This window comes from Streptomyces sp. B93, from assembly GCF_018070565.1.
Taxonomy (GTDB): domain Bacteria; phylum Actinomycetota; class Actinomycetes; order Streptomycetales; family Streptomycetaceae; genus Streptomyces.
On sequence record NZ_JAGPXL010000009.1, the window covers coordinates 200,287 to 216,946 of the forward strand.

At 71.4% G+C, this 16,660-nt stretch carries 19 protein-coding genes; 11 read left to right on the forward strand and 8 right to left on the reverse strand.

Annotated elements, in window-relative coordinates; all coding sequences use genetic code 11:
• Window positions 1–219 precede the first annotated feature (219 nt).
• The 3 genes from dapF to miaA form a co-directional block, all read right to left on the reverse strand.
• Window positions 220–1,089: a diaminopimelate epimerase gene (gene dapF / locus KBY47_RS11950; RefSeq protein WP_210921017.1), complete on the reverse strand. Its 870-nt coding sequence runs from the start codon at window positions 1,087–1,089 to the stop codon at window positions 220–222.
• Between the two features lie 56 nt (window positions 1,090–1,145).
• Complete coding sequence (locus KBY47_RS11955; RefSeq protein ID WP_210921018.1) at window positions 1,146–1,685, reverse strand: hypothetical protein; 540 nt, start codon at window positions 1,683–1,685, stop codon at window positions 1,146–1,148.
• 107 nt (window positions 1,686–1,792) lie between these two features.
• Window positions 1,793–2,731 (reverse strand): tRNA (adenosine(37)-N6)-dimethylallyltransferase MiaA, encoded by a 939-nt coding sequence (gene miaA, locus KBY47_RS11960; RefSeq protein ID WP_210921019.1) that lies wholly within the window; start codon window positions 2,729–2,731, stop codon window positions 1,793–1,795.
• A gap of 221 nt (window positions 2,732–2,952) precedes the next feature.
• On the opposite strand from miaA, the gene KBY47_RS11965 reads away from it, so the two are divergent.
• Window positions 2,953–3,240: a hypothetical protein gene (locus KBY47_RS11965; protein WP_210921020.1), complete on the forward strand. Its 288-nt coding sequence runs from the start codon at window positions 2,953–2,955 to the stop codon at window positions 3,238–3,240.
• A gap of 23 nt (window positions 3,241–3,263) precedes the next feature.
• The gene (locus tag KBY47_RS11970) at window positions 3,264–3,533 is read left to right on the forward strand and encodes an antitoxin (protein ID WP_210921021.1); all 270 of its coding nucleotides are present in this window, start codon (window positions 3,264–3,266) and stop codon (window positions 3,531–3,533) included.
• A gap of 141 nt (window positions 3,534–3,674) precedes the next feature.
• Here the strand turns inward: KBY47_RS11970 and KBY47_RS11975 are convergent, their stop codons facing one another.
• The 3 genes from KBY47_RS11975 to KBY47_RS11985 all read right to left on the reverse strand — a co-directional run bounded on the left by KBY47_RS11975 (window position 3,675) and on the right by KBY47_RS11985 (window position 6,468).
• Window positions 3,675–4,403 (reverse strand): class III extradiol dioxygenase subunit B-like domain-containing protein, encoded by a 729-nt coding sequence (locus KBY47_RS11975; RefSeq protein ID WP_210921022.1) that lies wholly within the window; start codon window positions 4,401–4,403, stop codon window positions 3,675–3,677.
• 85 nt (window positions 4,404–4,488) lie between these two features.
• The gene (gene miaB / locus KBY47_RS11980; RefSeq protein WP_210921023.1) at window positions 4,489–6,015 is read right to left on the reverse strand and encodes a tRNA (N6-isopentenyl adenosine(37)-C2)-methylthiotransferase MiaB; all 1,527 of its coding nucleotides are present in this window, start codon (window positions 6,013–6,015) and stop codon (window positions 4,489–4,491) included.
• Window positions 6,016–6,057: 42 nt separating this feature from the next.
• Window positions 6,058–6,468, reverse strand: coding sequence for a MazG nucleotide pyrophosphohydrolase domain-containing protein (locus KBY47_RS11985; RefSeq protein ID WP_210921024.1), 411 nt, complete (start codon window positions 6,466–6,468; stop codon window positions 6,058–6,060).
• A 131-nt stretch (window positions 6,469–6,599) separates the two neighbouring features.
• Between KBY47_RS11985 and KBY47_RS11990 the strand changes: the two genes are divergently transcribed.
• Window positions 6,600–7,601: a TAXI family TRAP transporter solute-binding subunit gene (locus KBY47_RS11990; protein ID WP_210921025.1), complete on the forward strand. Its 1,002-nt coding sequence runs from the start codon at window positions 6,600–6,602 to the stop codon at window positions 7,599–7,601.
• 73 nt (window positions 7,602–7,674) lie between these two features.
• Here the strand turns inward: KBY47_RS11990 and KBY47_RS11995 are convergent, their stop codons facing one another.
• Together KBY47_RS11995 and KBY47_RS12000 are read right to left on the reverse strand one after the other, a co-directional pair.
• Window positions 7,675–9,099 (reverse strand): HAMP domain-containing sensor histidine kinase, encoded by a 1,425-nt coding sequence (locus KBY47_RS11995; protein ID WP_210921026.1) that lies wholly within the window; start codon window positions 9,097–9,099, stop codon window positions 7,675–7,677.
• A 9-nt stretch (window positions 9,100–9,108) separates the two neighbouring features.
• Window positions 9,109–9,795, reverse strand: coding sequence for a response regulator transcription factor (locus tag KBY47_RS12000; RefSeq protein ID WP_210921027.1), 687 nt, complete (start codon window positions 9,793–9,795; stop codon window positions 9,109–9,111).
• 309 nt (window positions 9,796–10,104) lie between these two features.
• Between KBY47_RS12000 and KBY47_RS12005 the strand changes: the two genes are divergently transcribed.
• The 8 genes from KBY47_RS12005 (at window position 10,105) to KBY47_RS12035 (ending at window position 16,554) form a co-directional block, all read left to right on the forward strand.
• Window positions 10,105–10,881 (forward strand): amino acid ABC transporter ATP-binding protein, encoded by a 777-nt coding sequence (locus KBY47_RS12005; protein ID WP_210921028.1) that lies wholly within the window; start codon window positions 10,105–10,107, stop codon window positions 10,879–10,881.
• Between the two features lie 78 nt (window positions 10,882–10,959).
• The gene (locus tag KBY47_RS12010; RefSeq protein WP_210921029.1) at window positions 10,960–11,805 is read left to right on the forward strand and encodes a glutamate ABC transporter substrate-binding protein; all 846 of its coding nucleotides are present in this window, start codon (window positions 10,960–10,962) and stop codon (window positions 11,803–11,805) included.
• A gap of 143 nt (window positions 11,806–11,948) precedes the next feature.
• Window positions 11,949–12,626: an amino acid ABC transporter permease gene (locus tag KBY47_RS12015; RefSeq protein ID WP_210921030.1), complete on the forward strand. Its 678-nt coding sequence runs from the start codon at window positions 11,949–11,951 to the stop codon at window positions 12,624–12,626.
• Window positions 12,623–13,525 (forward strand): amino acid ABC transporter permease, encoded by a 903-nt coding sequence (locus KBY47_RS12020; protein WP_210921031.1) that lies wholly within the window; start codon window positions 12,623–12,625, stop codon window positions 13,523–13,525. Before KBY47_RS12015 ends, KBY47_RS12020 begins: the two co-directional genes overlap by 4 nt.
• A gap of 185 nt (window positions 13,526–13,710) precedes the next feature.
• Entirely contained in the window at window positions 13,711–15,414 is a 1,704-nt protein-coding gene (locus KBY47_RS12025) for an FAD-dependent monooxygenase (RefSeq protein ID WP_210921032.1), read from the forward strand.
• 57 nt (window positions 15,415–15,471) lie between these two features.
• The gene (locus tag KBY47_RS37355; protein ID WP_310875732.1) at window positions 15,472–15,558 is read left to right on the forward strand and encodes a putative leader peptide; all 87 of its coding nucleotides are present in this window, start codon (window positions 15,472–15,474) and stop codon (window positions 15,556–15,558) included.
• A 70-nt stretch (window positions 15,559–15,628) separates the two neighbouring features.
• Window positions 15,629–16,156, forward strand: coding sequence for a cysteine dioxygenase (locus tag KBY47_RS12030; RefSeq protein WP_210921033.1), 528 nt, complete (start codon window positions 15,629–15,631; stop codon window positions 16,154–16,156).
• Window positions 16,147–16,554 carry a rhodanese-like domain-containing protein gene (locus KBY47_RS12035; protein ID WP_247694588.1) on the forward strand — a complete coding sequence of 136 codons (408 nt, stop codon included), beginning with the start codon at window positions 16,147–16,149 and terminating at the stop codon, window positions 16,552–16,554. Before KBY47_RS12030 ends, KBY47_RS12035 begins: the two co-directional genes overlap by 10 nt.
• The last annotated feature ends 106 nt before the right edge of the window (window positions 16,555–16,660 follow it).

Consider the following 16,660-nt stretch of genomic DNA (forward strand, 5'->3'; position numbering starts at 1 on the left):
CGGACGGGGCGCCCCAGGGCGGACACGGCTCAGGGGATGGCGACATCTCCCCGTCCGGGCCGGTGCTTGATGCTATCGAGCCCACCACGCGCGACTGACCGCCTCTCGCCGAGCGTGAAACGGATCACCCATTCGAGGGAAGGTTTGGACGTTTACGGCCGTTTCCGTCCTGCCCGGTACGGCCCCCGGCTCGAACCGGCGTACGCCCGAAGGCCGTTCTCAGCCCAGCACCCCGGCCAGCCACTCCGCGTCGAACTCGCCCTCGGCGACGATCACCGCGGGACCGGTCATCTCGATCTCTCCGTCGGGCCGCTCCGTGATCACCAGCCGACCGCCGGGGACGTCGACGGTGTACGTCGCCGGGGTGCCGGTGACGGCCGGGTCGGCGCCGTCCCGGCGGGCGGCGGCCACGGCCACGGCGCACGCGCCCGTGCCGCACGAGCGGGTCTCGCCCGCGCCGCGCTCGTACACCCGCATCGCCACGTGCCGGGGGCCGCGGTCGGCCACGAACTCGACGTTGACTCCCTGCGGGTACACGGACGCGGGCTGGAACGGCGGCACCTCGTGCAGGTCCCCTGCGTGGGCGAGGTCGTCCACGAAGGCCACCGCGTGCGGGTTGCCCATGTTCACGTTGCGCGCGGGCCAGCTGCGCTCGCCGACGCTCACGGTGACGTCCCCCTCGGGGAAGAGCGCTCTGCCCATGCCCACCGTGATGTCGCCGTCCTTGGCGATGTGCACCGTCTTGACGCCCCCGCGCGTGGCGACCGCGAGGTCCCCTTCGGTGACGAGCCCGGCGTGCTGGAGGTAGCGCGCGAAGACGCGGACGCCGTTGCCGCACATCTCGGCGATCGAGCCGTCGCCGTTGCGGTAGTCCATGAACCACTCCGCCTCGGCCGCCAGCTCCCGGGCCTCGGGGTGGGCCGCGGACCGCACGACGTGCAGCAGTCCGTCGCCGCCGATGCCCGCGCGGCGGTCGCACAGGGCCGCGACGGTGGCCGGGGGCAGGTCGAGGGCGTTCTCCGGGTCCGGGACGATCACGAAGTCGTTCTCGGTGCCGTGACCCTTGAGGAAGGCGATCCGCGTGCTCATTCCTCGATCGTACGGGTTGACCACGACAACCCGGCGGGGAAGAGCGGGGGCGGGGGTCAGCGCAGCCGGGCCACGCGCCACACCGCGAGCATCACCACGGCGGCCACCACCACGACGTAGGCGAGGGCGACCCGCCAGTCGACGCGGCGGCCGGAGCCCCGCTGGGGCAGACCGGGCCAGGTGTAGCCCACCTTGCGGGCGGCCATCATGCCCCAGCCCGCCGCGCACGAGCAGATGAGCAGGCCCAGCATCGCGATCATCGCGCCGCTGTCGCCGAAGTCGAAGGCGAGCGGGAAGGCGAACATCAGGGAACCGAGCGCGCCCAGACCGACGATCGGCGCGAGCTGCCAGATCCGCATCCGGCGCTGCGGACGCAGCTCGACCTCGACCTCGGGCCCGCCCACGAACATCTCGTCCGGTTCGGGGCCGTCGGCGGTCACACCGCCCTGGGTGTCGTCGGGCCCGTCGGGGCTGAGCCGGTCGTCGTCCGGCCCCGCCATGTCGGCGCCCACCGCGTCCGCGGCGCCGACGTGCTCGGAGATGTGTTCGGCGTTCTGCGCCGTGTCTTGTGCGGTGTCGCGAGGGCCGGCCTCCATCGCCACGCGCCCTCCCAACTAGGACTTCACTGGTCGATCGCAGCTTGATGATGGCACGGCCTCCGAGGCCCCGATGACGGCCGGAGCGTCCCGATGCCATGACGTGATCAGGCTGTAACCGGTCGTTCGACCAACGTCAGTGCGCGCCGCGGAAGTTCCGTGAGATCCGTCTCGGCCCCACTGAGCCAATGCACCCGGGGATCGCGCCTGAACCATGAATCCTGACGGCGCGCGAAGCGCTTGGTGGCACGGACGGTCTCCGCCCGGGCCTCTTCCAGGGTGCACTCCCCGGCGAGCGCCGCGAGTACCTGCTGGTAGCCGAGGGCGCGCGCGGCCGTACGCCCCTCGCGCAGGCCTTGCGCCTCCAGCGCCCGCACCTCGTCCACGAGCCCCCGGTCCCACATCCGGTCGACGCGGCGCGCGATGCGCTCGTCGAGTTCGGGGCGGGTCACGTCCACGCCGATCTGGAGGGTGTCGTAGACGGAGTCGTGGCCCGGGAGGTTGGCGGTGAAGGGCTGGCCGGTGATCTCGATCACCTCCAGGGCACGGACGATCCGGCGGCCGTTGCCGGGCAGGATCGCACGCGCGGCCTCCGGGTCGGCGGCGGCGAGCCGGGCGTGCAGGGCGCCGGAGCCGCGCAGCGCGAGTTCCTCCTCGAGCCGCGCCCTGACCTCGGGGTCGGTGCCGGGGAACTCCAGGTTGTCCACGGCCGCGCGGACGTAGAGGCCGGAGCCGCCGACGAGGACCGGCCAGCGCCCGGCCGCCAGCAGCGCGTCGATGCGCTCGCGCGCGAGCCGCTGGTACTCCGCGACGGACGCCGTGACGGTGACGTCCCAGACGTCCAGGAGGTGGTGGGGGACTCCGGCGCGCTCCGCGGGCGTCAGTTTGGCGGTCCCGATGTCCATCCCCCGGTAGAGCTGCATGGAGTCCGCGTTGACGACCTCGCCGCCGAGTTGCCGGGCGAGGAAGACGCCCAGATCGGACTTTCCCGCCGCGGTGGGTCCGACGACGGCGATGACTCGGGGGGCGGGGGCTGCGCTGCTCACCGCACCAGTCTCCCAAACCTCCACCGATGGCCTCGAACGGGTTACGTGACGGCCCGGGTCCGGCGTCGTTGCCCGTTGCGAGGTTCTCGCCGCCGGTTTCGCGCGGGCGGCGACCCGGGCGACGCGATCGGTCGCTCCCCCAGGCGCTCGGCTTCACCGGGGCAGGGGGGCTCTCATGGCGACGCGGGATTCTTCTCGCACGAGTAACGTATGGAGCTGATATGGGCGTTTTTGCACGACTTCTCCGGAGGTCGAAGGTGACGGAGGAGGCGGCGACCGCCGAGGCCGGGACCGAGACCCGGGAGGCCGGTTCGACGACGGACGAGGCCGAGGTGCCCACGGGGACGGCGGAGCCGAGCGAGTCCGCCGTGGCCGAAGCGGTCACGGTCGTGGAGGACACGGCGCAGGAGACCGCCGAGGGCAGCGGCGGCGACGGCGTCGACATCCCGAAGCAGCAGTCCGCCCAGGCGGCGGCCGACAACGAGGCCGGTGAGGGCGCCCGCACGTAACTGCCCGCGAGGGAAGGTGAACGATGGGTCTGTTCGACAATCTGAAGGCCAAGCTCAACCCTGCGAAGGACAAGGTCTCCGGCCTCGCGCACCAGCACGGGGACAAGATCCAGCACGGTCTGGACAGGGCCGCCAAGGCCGTCGACGAGAGGACCAAGGGCAAGTACAGCGACAAGATCCACACGAGGACGGGCAAGGCCAAGGGCGCCATGGACCGGCTCGCGCACAAGGGCCACGACGGCTCGGGCGAGGGCCCCAAGACCCCACCGGCCTCACCGCCGCCGACTTCCTGATCCGCTCAGCCCCCATCCCGTATCCCATCCACCCGCGGACGGCCGCGGAGCCCCTCGCTCCCGGCCGTCCGCCGTTCCACGGCTCGCGCGGCCCTCTACGGCCTGACCGGTCAGGGGCTGATCTGCCCAGGACCGGGCCGTTCAGGACCAGGTCGCCACGATGTACCCCACGCCGTACGGCGCGCCCTCGTACAGCAGGGCGCCGGTCAGTCCCGCTTCCTCACCCGCGCCCGCGAGGACCTGCCATCCGGCGCGCCCGGACGCCTTCAGCTCCCGCGCCAGACCGCCGTCAAGCGCCTTGAGGGCGGCGATGTCCGCCGCCCCCAGCGCACGCGCGACCTCCCGGTCGAAGGGCTCCGCGCGCTCGTCGAGATAGCCCGGTGCCTTCAGGGTCCGGCAGGCGCTGGCGTCGGCCATCACCAGCATCGCCACCCGCCCGGCCCGGGCGGCGACTGCCCTTCCGACTTGAATACACCGCTCGGCCCCGATCGGTTCCCTCAGCCCGAGCCCTTCCATCGGGGCATCGGCCCACCCGGTGCGCTCCAGCAGCCACGCGCCGACCGCGAGCGACGCCGGAAGCGTCACGGCCCCGGCGTCGGGCTCCCCGTCCGCCCCCAGCCGTACGTCGGCGTCGACCCCGAAGCCCCGGAAGGAACCGGGTGTGCCCTCGGCGTACGAGCGGGTGCCGTCCGCCCCGGCGTCGCCGTCGTCCGGCCCGACCACGACCAGCAGATCCGGGCGGGCGGCGGCCAGCACCCCAAGGGCGTCCGTGCACGCGGCGCGCGCGGCGTCCAGCTCGGGTGCGGCGCCCGCGGCGACCTCGGGTACGAGGAGGGGCGGACAGGGGCAGACTGCGGCGGCGACAAGCATGATCCGCAGCGTAGCTCCGGGTACCGGGCGCCGGGGTCGTCGCCCCTCCGACGAGCGGCGAGCCGACGACCGCCCGGCGGAACGGTCAGTCGCAGCCGCAGCCCCCGCCCGCCGCGACCGGCTGCGGAGCCGGGGCGCCGATCTTCGGCAGGCCGAGCAGCACGCCCTTCGGCTTGGCCGCCTCGGTGTTCCGCTTCTCCCAGGCGTCGCCCGCGCGGGTGCGCCGTACGTCCAGCACCGGGCCCTCGGCGAGGAGGTGGTGCGGGGCGGCGTACGTCACCTCCACGGTGACGACGTCGCCGGGGCGGACCTCCTGCTCGGGCTTGGTGAAGTGGACCAGGCGGTTGTCGGGGGCACGGCCGGAGAGGCGGTGGGTGGCGCCGTCCTTGCGGCCCTCGCCCTCGGCGACCATCAGCTCCAGGGTGCGGCCGACCTGCTTCTTGTTCTCGTCCCAGGAGATCTCCTCCTGGAGGGCGACCAGACGCTCGTAGCGCTCCTGGACGGTCTTCTTGGGGATCTGGCCGTCCATCTCGGCGGCCGGGGTGCCGGGTCGCTTGGAGTACTGGAAGGTGAACGCCTGGGCGAAGCGGGCCTCGCGGACGACGTGCAGGGTCTGCTCGAAGTCCTCCTCGGTCTCGCCGGGGAAGCCCACGATGATGTCGGTGGTGATCGCCGCGTGCGGGATGGCGGCGCGGACCTTCTCGATGATCCCGAGGTAGCGCTCCTGGCGGTAGGAGCGGCGCATCGCCTTCAGGACGGTGTCCGAGCCCGACTGGAGCGGCATGTGCAGCTGCGGCATCACGTTGGGCGTCTCGGCCATGGCGGCGATCACGTCGTCGGTGAAGTCGCGCGGGTGCGGCGAGGTGAAGCGGACGCGCTCCAGGCCGTCGATGGCGCCGCAGGCCCGCAACAGCTTGCTGAAGGCCTCGCGGTCGCCGATGTCGCTGCCGTAGGCGTTGACGTTCTGGCCGAGGAGGGTGATCTCCGAGACGCCCTCGGCGACCAGGGCCTCCACCTCGGCGAGGATGTCGCCGGGGCGGCGGTCCTTCTCCTTGCCGCGCAGCGCCGGGACGATGCAGAAGGTGCAGGTGTTGTTGCAGCCGACGGAGATCGACACCCAGGCGGCGTAGGCGCTCTCGCGGCGCGTGGGCAGGGTCGACGGGAACGCCTCCAGCGACTCGGCGATCTCGACCTGCGCCTCTTCCTGGATGCGGGCACGCTCCAGCAGGACGGGCAGCTTGCCGATGTTGTGCGTGCCGAAGACGACGTCCACCCAGGGCGCCTTCTTGACGATGGTGTCCCGGTCCTTCTGGGCCAGGCAGCCGCCGACCGCGATCTGCATGCCGGGCCGCTTGGCCTTCTTCGGCGCGAGGTGCCCGAGGTTGCCGTAGAGCCGGTTGTCGGCGTTCTCGCGGACGGCGCAGGTGTTGAAGACGACCACGTCGGCGTCCCCGTCGGCGCCCTCGGGCGCGCGCACGTACCCGGCGTCCTCCAGCAGTCCGGCAAGACGCTCGGAGTCATGGACGTTCATCTGGCATCCGTAGGTGCGGATCTCGTACGTCATGGTGCTGGGAACGTCCACTGCCGGGCTCCGGTCGCTGCTGCTGTTCATTCCTTCAGAGTAGGCGTTCCGCGGACACGCCCGTCCCGCCCGTCACGACTCCCGTCCGCCCGGGGCCCACCCCTGCCGGCGCAGTACGGCGGACACGTCCGGCGCCTCGTAGTGCGCGCCCTTGAGCACCTTGCCGTCGGGGCGGCGGTCGACCCGGCCGTCGGGGCCGAGCTTGGTCATGTTCGAGCGGTGGATCTCGGCGATCACCTGGTCGAGGTCTATGCCGTGGACGAGGGCGGTGCCGTAGGCGACGTAGACCACGTCGGCCAGCTCGTGGGCCAGCCGGTCGAGCGGGCCGGTGACCGAGACCTCGGCGACCTCCGCGGCCTCCTCGGCGAGCAGCTCGCCCCGGTGCCGGGCCAGCTCCGGGGACACCTCGGTAGGTCTGCTGCGGGCGTCCAGACCGAAGGCGAGGTGGAATGCACGGACCAGGTCGGCGGGCGAGGAACTCATACGGCGACTCTAACGGCCCCCTCCGACAACGCCCCGGGCATCGCCCCGCGCGGGCCGGGCGCGTGGCTGCCCCGCTTCCGTGTGACGACGCCCCTGGTCAGCAGGGCGGGCGGGCTGGCAGGATCGCCCGCATGTCCAAGGTGTTCCCCCGGGTCGGCGGGCGCTGGGCCCTGCGGAGCGCGGTCGCCGGTCTCGTGGCGTTCGGGTTGCTGCTGTGGTGGCTGCTGCCGCTGGGCGAGAATCCCCCGAGCGGGACGATCACCTTCAGCACCGGAACACCGCGCGGCGTCTACCAGAAGTACGGCACCCTGCTGCGCTCCGCGTTCGACGAGGACATGCCCGATCTGGCGGTGCGGCTGGTGACCAGCGACGGCTCACAGCAGAACGTCTCGCGCGTGGCGTCCGGCAGGGCCGACTTCGCCATCGCCGCGGCCGACGCGGTGGAGACGTACCAGCTCGACGGCGGCCCGGGCGCCGACCGGCTGCGGGGAGTCGCACGGCTGTACGACGACTATGTGCACCTCGTCGTCCCGCACGGCTCGGACATCGAGTCCGTCGCGGACCTGGAGGGCAAGCGGGTGGCCATAGGGCTGCCGCGCTCGGGTGTCCGGCTGATCGCGGAACGGGTGCTGAAGACGGCGGGCATCGACTCGCAGGAGGACATCACCCCGCTGCCCGACGGCATCGACACCGGCCCCGACCGGCTCCGGCGCGGCGAGATCGACGCGTTCTTCTGGTCGGGCGGGCTGCCCACGGACGGGCTGCGGGAACTCGCCGAGACGTTCGACTTCCGGCTGGTCCCGATCACCGCGGAGTTCGTCTCCGACCTGCACCGGCAGGGTCCCGGCACCCACTACTACCGCGCCACCAACATGCCGCAGTCGGCCTACCGCCCCGGTCAGCAGGAGGCCGGGACCGTGCCGACGATCGCGGTGTCCAACGTGCTGATCACCCGCAAGGACGTGGACCCCAAGCTGATCGAGTGGGTGACCCGTACGGTGCTCGACAGCCGCGACGGCATCGGCGCGCACGTCCACTCCGCCCAGCTCGTCGACCTGCGCACCGCGATCTACACCGACCCGCTGCCGCTGCACGACGGCGCGCGGCGCTACTACCGCTCGGTCAAGCCGTAGACCGGGGCGCGGGCACGCCGTAGACCGTAGCTCCGGGGCACGCCGTAGACCGTCCGTTCCGCGGCGGGACCCGCTACACCACCGGCCCCGACCGTGGCACGGTCACCGTCACCTTCAGCCCGCGCGGCTCGCCGGACCCACTGGGCACATGATGGTCGTAGGCGATCCGGCCGCCGCCCGCCGAGAGGAGGGCGCGGGAGATGGACAGGCCCAGGCCGGAGCCCTTGACGTTCTGGTGGCGGCCGCTGCGCCAGAAGCGGTCGCCGATCCGGGTCAGCTCCTCGTCGGTCAGACCGGGTCCGTGGTCGGCGACGACGATGGTCGAGGTGCCGCCGTTGGAGGTGACGGCGACCTCGACGCTCTCGCCCTCCGGCGTGAACTTCACCGCGTTGTCGATGACCGCGTCCAGGGCGCTGGACAGGGCGACCGGGTCGGCCCACGCGGTGGTCGCCGGGCAGTCCCCGACCAGCCGTACCCCCTTCGCCTCCGCGGTCGGCGACCAGGCGGCGACGCGCTCGGCGGTCAGCGCGCCGATGTCGGTCAGCCGCAGGTCGGGCGCGGAGTGCTCGGCCAGCGCCAGGTCCAGCAGGTCGTCCAGGACCTCGGCCAGCCGGCGGCCCTCGGCGCGGACGGACGCGATCTCCTCGTTGCCCTGCGGCAGTTCCAGTGCGAGCAGTTCGATGCGCAGCAGCAGCGCCGAGAGCGGGTTGCGCAGCTGGTGCGAGGCGTCGGCGACGAAGGCGCGCTGCTGCTCCAGGACGTCCTCGACGTTGTCCGCCATCTCGTTGAACGACCGGGCCAGCCGTCTGAGTTCCGGCGGCCCGCTCGCCACGGCGACCCGGGACTTCAGCCGACCGGTGGCGATGTCGTGCGTGGTGGCGTCCAGGACGCGTACGGGGCGCAGCACCCAGCCGGTCAGCCGCAGCGCGGCGCCCACGGCCAGCAGCATCGCGGCGATCTCGCCAGCGCCGATGACCAGCCAGCCGTACAGGGTCCGGGAGCGCATCTGGTCGGTGGGGGAATCGGTGACGACGACCGCGACGACGTCACCGTCCCTGATGACCGGCGAGGCGACGACCAGGCGGCGGTGCTGCCAGGGCCACACCTGCTCGGGGTCGTCGCTGCGGCGGCTGAGCAGCGCCTCGTCGAAGGCGGCTCGCACGTCGCCCTCCTGCGGCAGGAGCCAGTCCACCGGGGCGTTGGCCATGGGCGTGCGGTTGCGGTAGAAGACGCCGATCCGGATGCCGTAGACCTTGTGGTAGCTGTCGAGTTCCCGGCTGAGGGTCTCCAGCCGTTCGTTCGGTGGCGCGGGCGGGGCTCCACCGGGCGTGTCGGTGACGAACTGGGCGAGGGCGGCGAAGAACGCCGTGTCGTCGATCCGGTCGACGACGACCTTCTGCTGCTGTGCCGCGGCCACGCTCACGGCGAGCGGTACGCCGAGGGCGAGCAGGACGGCCGCCATCAGGACGATCAGCAGCGGCAGGAGACGTGTGCGCACCCTGCCCCGCTAGGCGGCGGGCTCGACGAGCCGGTAGCCGACGCCCCGCACCGTCTCGATCAGCGCGGGCATGCGCAGCTTGGCTCGCAGGGAGGCCACATGCACCTCGAGGGTGCGTCCGGTCCCCTCCCAGCTGGTGCGCCACACCTCGCTGATGATCTGCTCCCGGCGGAAGACGACGCCGGGGCGCTGCGCCAGCAGGGCGAGCAGGTCGAACTCCTTGCGGGTCAGTTGGACGACCAGACCGTCCACCTTGACCTGGCGGGTGGGCAGCTCGATGTGGACGGGGCCCAGCCGCAGCGCCGTGACGATGCCCGCGGAGATGTCCTCCTGGACGGTGCGTCTGCTGACGGCGTGGATGCGCGCCAGCAGCTCTCCGGTGTCGTACGGCTTCACCACGTAGTCGTCGGCCCCCAGGTTGAGGCCGTGGATGCGGGAGCGGACGTCGGAGCGGGCGGTGACCATGATCACCGGGATGGCGGTGCGCTTGCGGATCTTGCTGCACACCTCGTAGCCGTCCTGGTCGGGCAGGCCGAGGTCGAGCAGGACCACACCGAACCCGGCGCCCTCGGGGACGAGCGCCTGGAGGGCCTCCTCGCCGCTGCGGGCATGGGTGACGTCGAAGCCGTGCCGCGCGAGGACCGCGGACAGAGCGGCGGCGACATGGTCGTCGTCCTCGACTAGGAGCAGTCTCATCCTGGCCCCCTTCACTTCATCGGCGAGATGGATCGTCGTCATCGTCCGTACCGGCCCCGCCGGTACAAAAAGCACCCACGCGCGCGTGCGCACAGGGCAGTCACGCTGATGGACGACGAGGACGTCAAGAGGGTTCCGGCCACGGGGCGGTTCCGTTATCCGGCCGATACGGGGGCAGGTCATCGGCGCTACGAGCCGTGTCCGGCTGCTATCGGATCGTGATACTCAAATTCGCCTCAGATGTAATGACGCAGGTCGCATAGGGTAGCTACTGTCCTCCGAAACCGAGGAGGACGGAGCCAGCAAGCGATGACCGAAGTATCGGTGGCCAAGGAAGACGTGGCCGCGACCGGCGAACTGGTCGTCCTGAAGGGCGTCAACAAGCACTTTGGCGCGTTGCACGTGCTCCAGGACATCGATCTGACGATCGCCCGCGGCGAGGTCGTCGTGGTCATCGGGCCCTCCGGGTCCGGGAAGTCAACCCTGTGCCGCACCATCAACCGCCTGGAGACGATCGACTCGGGAGCGATCTCGATCGACGGCAAGCCGCTGCCCGACGAGGGCAAGGCACTGGCGCGGCTGCGGGCCGACGTGGGGATGGTCTTCCAGTCGTTCAACCTCTTCGCGCACAAGACCGTGCTCGAGAACGTGATGCTCGGCCAGATCAAGGTCCGCAAGGCGGACAAGAAGAAGGCCGAGGAGAAGGCGCGCGCGCTGCTGGACCGCGTCGGCGTCGCCACCCAGGCGGACAAGTACCCCGCGCAGCTCTCCGGCGGCCAGCAGCAGCGGGTCGCCATCGCGCGTGCCCTGGCCATGGACCCCAAGGTCATGCTCTTCGACGAGCCGACGTCGGCCCTCGACCCGGAGATGATCAACGAGGTCCTCGAGGTCATGCAGCAGCTCGCCCGTGACGGCATGACCATGATCGTGGTCACCCATGAGATGGGCTTCGCCCGATCGGCCGCCAACCGCGTGGTGTTCATGGCGGACGGCCGCATCGTCGAGGAGGCTGCGCCCGACCAGTTCTTCAGCAATCCGCGCAGTGACCGTGCCAAGGACTTCCTGTCGAAGATCCTGCACCACTGACGGCGCTGGTCGCCCCCGCGGCCATCCCGCGTCACCCGCACCGACGGTTCTCTCTTCATCAGGCAAAGGATGTTCACCATGAAGCTCCGCAAGGTCACCGCCGCGGCGGCCGCCGCCCTGGTCCTCTCCCTCACCGCGACCGCCTGCGGTGGTGACGACGGCGACGACAGCAGCACCGGCTCGGACTCCGGCGGCGGCAAGATCAAGATCGGTATCAAGTACGACCAGCCCGGACTCGGCCTGAAGGAGCCCGACGGGTCCTTCTCCGGCTTCGACGTGGATGTGGCCACGTATGTGGCGAAGGAGCTGGGTTACGAGGCCGACCAGATCGAGTGGGTCGAGACCAAGAGCGCCGACCGTGAGAACGCCCTCTCCCGCGGCGACGTGAAGATGATCGCCGCCACCTACTCCATCACGGACGAGCGCAAGGAGAAGGTCGACTTCGCCGGCCCGTACCTGCTGGCCCACCAGGACCTGCTGGTCAAGGCGGACTCCGACATCACCGAGGCCACGGACCTCAACGACAAGAAGCTGTGCTCCGTGACCGGCTCCACCTCGGCGCAGAACGTCAAGAACGACTTCGCCCCGAAGGCCCAGCTGCGCGAGTACGGCACCTACTCCGAGTGCATCGCGGGCCTCCAGAGCGGCGCCGTCGACGCCGTGACGACCGACGACTCGATCCTCGCGGGCTTCGCCTCGCAGGACCAGTACGAGGGTCAGTTCAAGCTCGCGGGCCTCAAGCTGAGCAACGAGAACTACGGCATCGGTGTGAAGAAGGGCGACACCGAGACCATGAACAAGATCAACGAGGCGCTGGAGAAGATGGTCAGCGACGGCGCCTGGGACACGGCCGTCAAGGAGAACTTCGGCCCGGCCGACTACAAGAACGAGCCGGCTCCGGAGATCGGCAACATCGTCCAGTAATGGTCGGCGTTCATCCGTGAAGGGCGGCGTTTCCCCGGGAACGCCGCCCCGTCACACGGAGTCCTCACGGCACGCCGCCGTCCGCCGCGATCACGGCGGCGGCGCGCCCGTCCGCCACCACACACCCGGAAGCGCGGGAGATCGTGTTCGACTTTCTTTCTGAGTATGACAATCCAACCCTGTTGGGTGCCTTCTGGGTGACGGTGCAGCTCACCGTGTTCTCGGCCATCGGCTCCCTGGTCTGGGGCACCCTGCTCGCGGCGATGCGGGTCAGCCCGGTCCCGCTGATGCGCGGGTTCGGCACGGCCTACGTCAACATCGTCCGGAACATCCCCCTGACGGTCATCATCGTCTTCACCTCGCTCGGCCTCGCCGACATCTTCGGCGTGACGATGGGCGCCCCCGACGACTTCAAGCTCCAGGGCTTCCGCCTCGCGGTGCTTGGCCTCGTCGCCTACACCGCGGCCTTCGTCTGTGAGGCGCTGCGCTCCGGCATCAACACCGTCCCCGTCGGTCAGGCCGAGGCGGCGCGCGCGCTCGGGCTGAGCTTCACCCAGGTGCTGTCCCTCATCGTGCTGCCGCAGGCGTTCCGCTCGGTCATCGGCCCGCTGGCCAACGTCCTGATCGCCCTCACCAAGAACACCACGGTGGCGGCGACCATCGGCGTGGCCGAGGCAGCCCTGCTGATGAAGGAAATGATCGAGAACGAGGCCCAGACCGTGCTCATCGGCGCGATCTTCGCCTTCGGTTTCGTGGTACTGACCCTGCCCACCGGCCTGTTCCTCGGCTGGCTGAGCAAGCGACTGGCGGTGAAGCGGTGACCTCGGTTCTCTACGACGCTCCCGGCCCCAAGGCCAAGCGGCGCAACATCATCTTCTCGGTGGTCTTCTTCGGCCTGCTCGCGCTGCTGCTGTGGTGGATCTGGTCGGTGATGGACGACAAGGGCCAGCTGGAGTGGTCCTTGTGGAAGCCCTTCACCGAGTCGCAGGCGTGGACGACGTACCTGCTGCCCGGACTCGCCGACACGCTGAAGGCCGCCGCGCTCGCCATGGTCATCGCGCTGCCGCTGGGCGCCTTCTTCGGCATCGCACGCATGTCCGACCACCGCTGGGTGCGTGTCCCTGCCGGTGCGGTGGTCGAGTTCTTCCGGGCCATCCCGGTGCTGCTGCTGATGCTGTTCGCCAACGAGTTCTACGCCCGCTCGACGGACGTCAGCAGCGCGGACCGGCCCCTGTACGCGGTCGTCACCGGCCTGGTCCTCTACAACGCCTCGGTCCTCGCGGAGATCGTCCGCGCGGGCATCCTGGCCCTTCCCAGGGGCCAGACGGAGGCCGCCCAGGCGATCGGCCTGCGCAAGAACCAGACGATGACCAGCATCCTGCTCCCGCAGGCCGTCACGGCGATGCTCCCCGCGATCGTCACCCAGCTGGTCGTCATCGTGAAGGACACCGCGCTGGGCGGCGTGATGATCGGTTTCACCGAGCTGCTGAACGCCCGGGGCACGCTCGCGGCCAACTACGCCAACGTCATCCCCAGCTTCATCGTGGTGGCGGTCATCTTCATCGTCCTCAACTTCCTCCTCACCAGCTTCGCCAGCTGGCTGGAGGGCAGGCTGCGGCGCAGCAAGCGCAGCACGGGGGCGGTGCTCGGCGCGGAGGACGTCGAGGAGCTGAACGCGGCCGAGATCGGCGGCAGCTACGGCACCGGAGCGGAGAAATAGCCCGTCCAGGGGTCTGAGTGACCTGAGGTGCATCCCCGGAGGCAGTGGCATGATCGCCACTGCCTCCGTCGCTTGACGCGGGCTGCGGCAGTGGGTTGCATACGTTCTGTGATCGTGCACCCTGCTCCAACCTCTTGTTCACATACGTCCCTGGGGACACCGCCACGGGCAGGGGGCGCCGCGCCGTGGACCCGGTGATCATCGTCGGGGCGGGGCCCGTGGGGCTCACGCTCGCACTGGCACTGGCCCGCCAGGAGGTGCCGTCCGTGGTCCTGGACGAGGGGCCGGGCAAGGACGAACCACGGCTCGCCCGCACCGTCGTGCTGCGCGAGGACACCGCCGCCCTGCTGGCGCGGCTCACCGGGATGCCGATCGCCGAGGCGGGCGCCCATTGGGCCGGATGGCGGTCGATGCGGCGCAAGCAGGTGATGCGCGCCTTCCATTTCGACCCCGCTCCCGGCGCCGACACGGACGACGCCGACACCGACTTCGGTTTCGGCTCCGCGGACCAGCCCTCGGGCGAGCCCGCCGAGGCCGCCGGACCGTCGCCCCTGCACATCGCCCAGCACCTGCTGACCGGGGCCCTGCGCGCCGCCCTCGCCCGCGAGCCGCTGGCCAGGGTCGCCGTCGACAGCCGCCTCGACGCCGTCGAGCAGGAGGCCTCGGGCGTCACCGCGCACACCCGCGGCGCCAACGGCACGTACTGGCGGGGCAGTTATCTGGTCGGCTGCGACGGCCCCCGCTCCACCGTGCGCAAACTCCAGGACATCCGCTTCCCCGGCCGTACGGCGGTGGAACGTCACGCCGTCGCCGCACTGCGCGCGGAACTTCCCTGGCCCGGCCAGGCGTTGCTCCACCGGATGCCGCCGTGGCGGACGTCGGGACCCTCGGGCGGGGAGGTGACCGCGCGTCCGCTGCCGGACGGCGTCTGGCGGCTGGACTGGCTGCTGCCGCCCGGCAAGGACCTGGTCACGCCCGAGCTGCTGGTGGCGCGCGTCCGGGAGACCCTGGCGGGCTGGACGGGCGGGGCCTCACCGTCGTACGCACTGCTCGACACCGGTGTGCACACCGTCCACCACCGGCTGGCGCGACGCTGGCGGGTCGGCCGGGTGTTCCTCGCCGGGGACGCGGCGCACTGCCTCGGCGCGCTCGGCACCCAGGGGCTCGACGAGGGACTGCGGGACGCCGACAACCTCGCCTGGAAGCTGGCGCTGGCCTGGCACCACGGGCCTAAGGAGGCGCTGCTGGACAGCTACCAGACCGAGCGGCGCGCGGTCGTCGCCGCCCGGCTGCGCGCCGCCGACCAGGCGCTGCCGATACTGCGCGGCGGCAAGGGCCTGCGCGCCTACGTCCCCGGCACCGCCCGGGGCCACGACGCGCTGCTCAGCGACGGCCATCTGGGGCGCGGGGCGCTCGGCGCGCCCGGGTCGTACGCCCCCTCACCGCTCACGCCCCAGCACCTGGAGGCGGAGGTCCCCGTCGACACCCGGCCGGGGGCGCCGGTCATCGATGTGCGGGTGACCGCCGAGGACGGCTCCTTCGTACGGTTGCGGGACCGGCTCGGCCGCGGCGCGCTCCTCGTCGTACTGATCGCGCCGGGTACGGGCGTGTGGGAGCGCAAGCACTGGGTCACCGCCGGGGTCATGCCCCGGCTGGCCGCGGCGGTGCAGGCGCTGCCGCACCCCGCCGAGCTGCTGGTCGCCGAGAGCTACCCGGGTGCGGCGGCACACACCGTGCTGCTCGTCCGGCCCGACGGCCACCTGGTCACCGCGCTCGGCGGGGTGCGTCCGGCCGACCTGTACTCGGCGGCCGAGGCGGCCCTCGGCGGCCCCGTGGCGGACCGGGCGACCGCGGCGACGGAGGCGGGGGCCGCGGCCGGATCGCGCTGACTTCCCGATGTTGACGCCGAGTTGACCGGAGTGCGGCGCCGTGCTGTACTCCGGCTCATGACCGACACCTGTGTGCGCCTGTGGCGGAGGGTCCATATGGACCTCATCCGCTACGCGGGCTGCGTGTGTCGTCCGTCCTGCTGAACTCGCACCTTCTCCACAGCGCGGCCGAGCCGCCGCGCCCTCTCACGCGAACGCTTCCAGGACGGTACCCGTGTCTGTCACACCCGCTGTTTCCACCTCCGCCTCCGCTCCCACGCAGGCGGACCTCCTCGATTTCGTACGGCGCACCGCCGCCGACGCCGAGTTGATCGCCTCGCTCCCGCTCGACCCCGAAGGCCGCACCTGGGTACGGCTCGACGGGCCGGGCGGCAGCGAGGCATGGCTGATCGGCTGGCCGCCCGGCACCGGTACCGGCTGGCACGACCACGCCGACTCCATCGGCGCCTTCACCACCGCCGCCGGGGTGCTCAGGGAGCACTCGTTGGCGGCGCGGCTGCCCACCGACGGCTGGCGAACCCTCGAACTCACCGAGGGCGTCGACCGGGAACGCCTGCTTCCGGCCGGGCGGGGCCGGTCCTTCGGCAGGCACCACGTCCACGAGGTGCACAACGACTCGGCCGACCGGCACGCCGTCTCCGTCCACGCCTACCATCCGCCCCTGCCACGGATCCGCCGCTACAGCCGCAGCGGGCAGATCCTGCGCCTGGAGCAGGTCGAGCGTCCGGAGGACTGGCAGTGAGCGGCACGCACGAACGGCCCGTCGGAATCGACGAATTGCTGGAGCGCGTACGTGCCGGGTACGGCCGTGTGGAGCCGCTCGAGGCGTACGAGGCGGCGCGCAGCGGCGCGGCGCTGCTGGTGGACATCCGGTACGCGGCGCTGCGTGAACGGGACGGCCTGATTCCCGGTGCCCTGGTCGTGGAGCGCAACGAGCTGGAGTGGCGGCTCGATCCGCTGGGCGACCACCGGGTGCCCGAAGCCACGGGTCACGATCTGCGTGTCGTCCTGGTCTGCAACGAGGGCTACGCCTCCAGCCTGGCGGCGGAGTCCCTGCACCGGCTGGGTCTGCGCCGGGCGACCGACCTGGTCGGCGGTTTCCAGGCGTGGCGGGCTGCGGGGCTGCCGGTGTCCCGGTAGCGCTGGTGGCAGTGGCGGTGGCGGGTCAGATCTCCTCGGGGCAGTACAGCGGCGCCGTGTCCGCGTTGTCCTTGGTGATCAGCCGGATCGGGGTCTTGGCGATCTT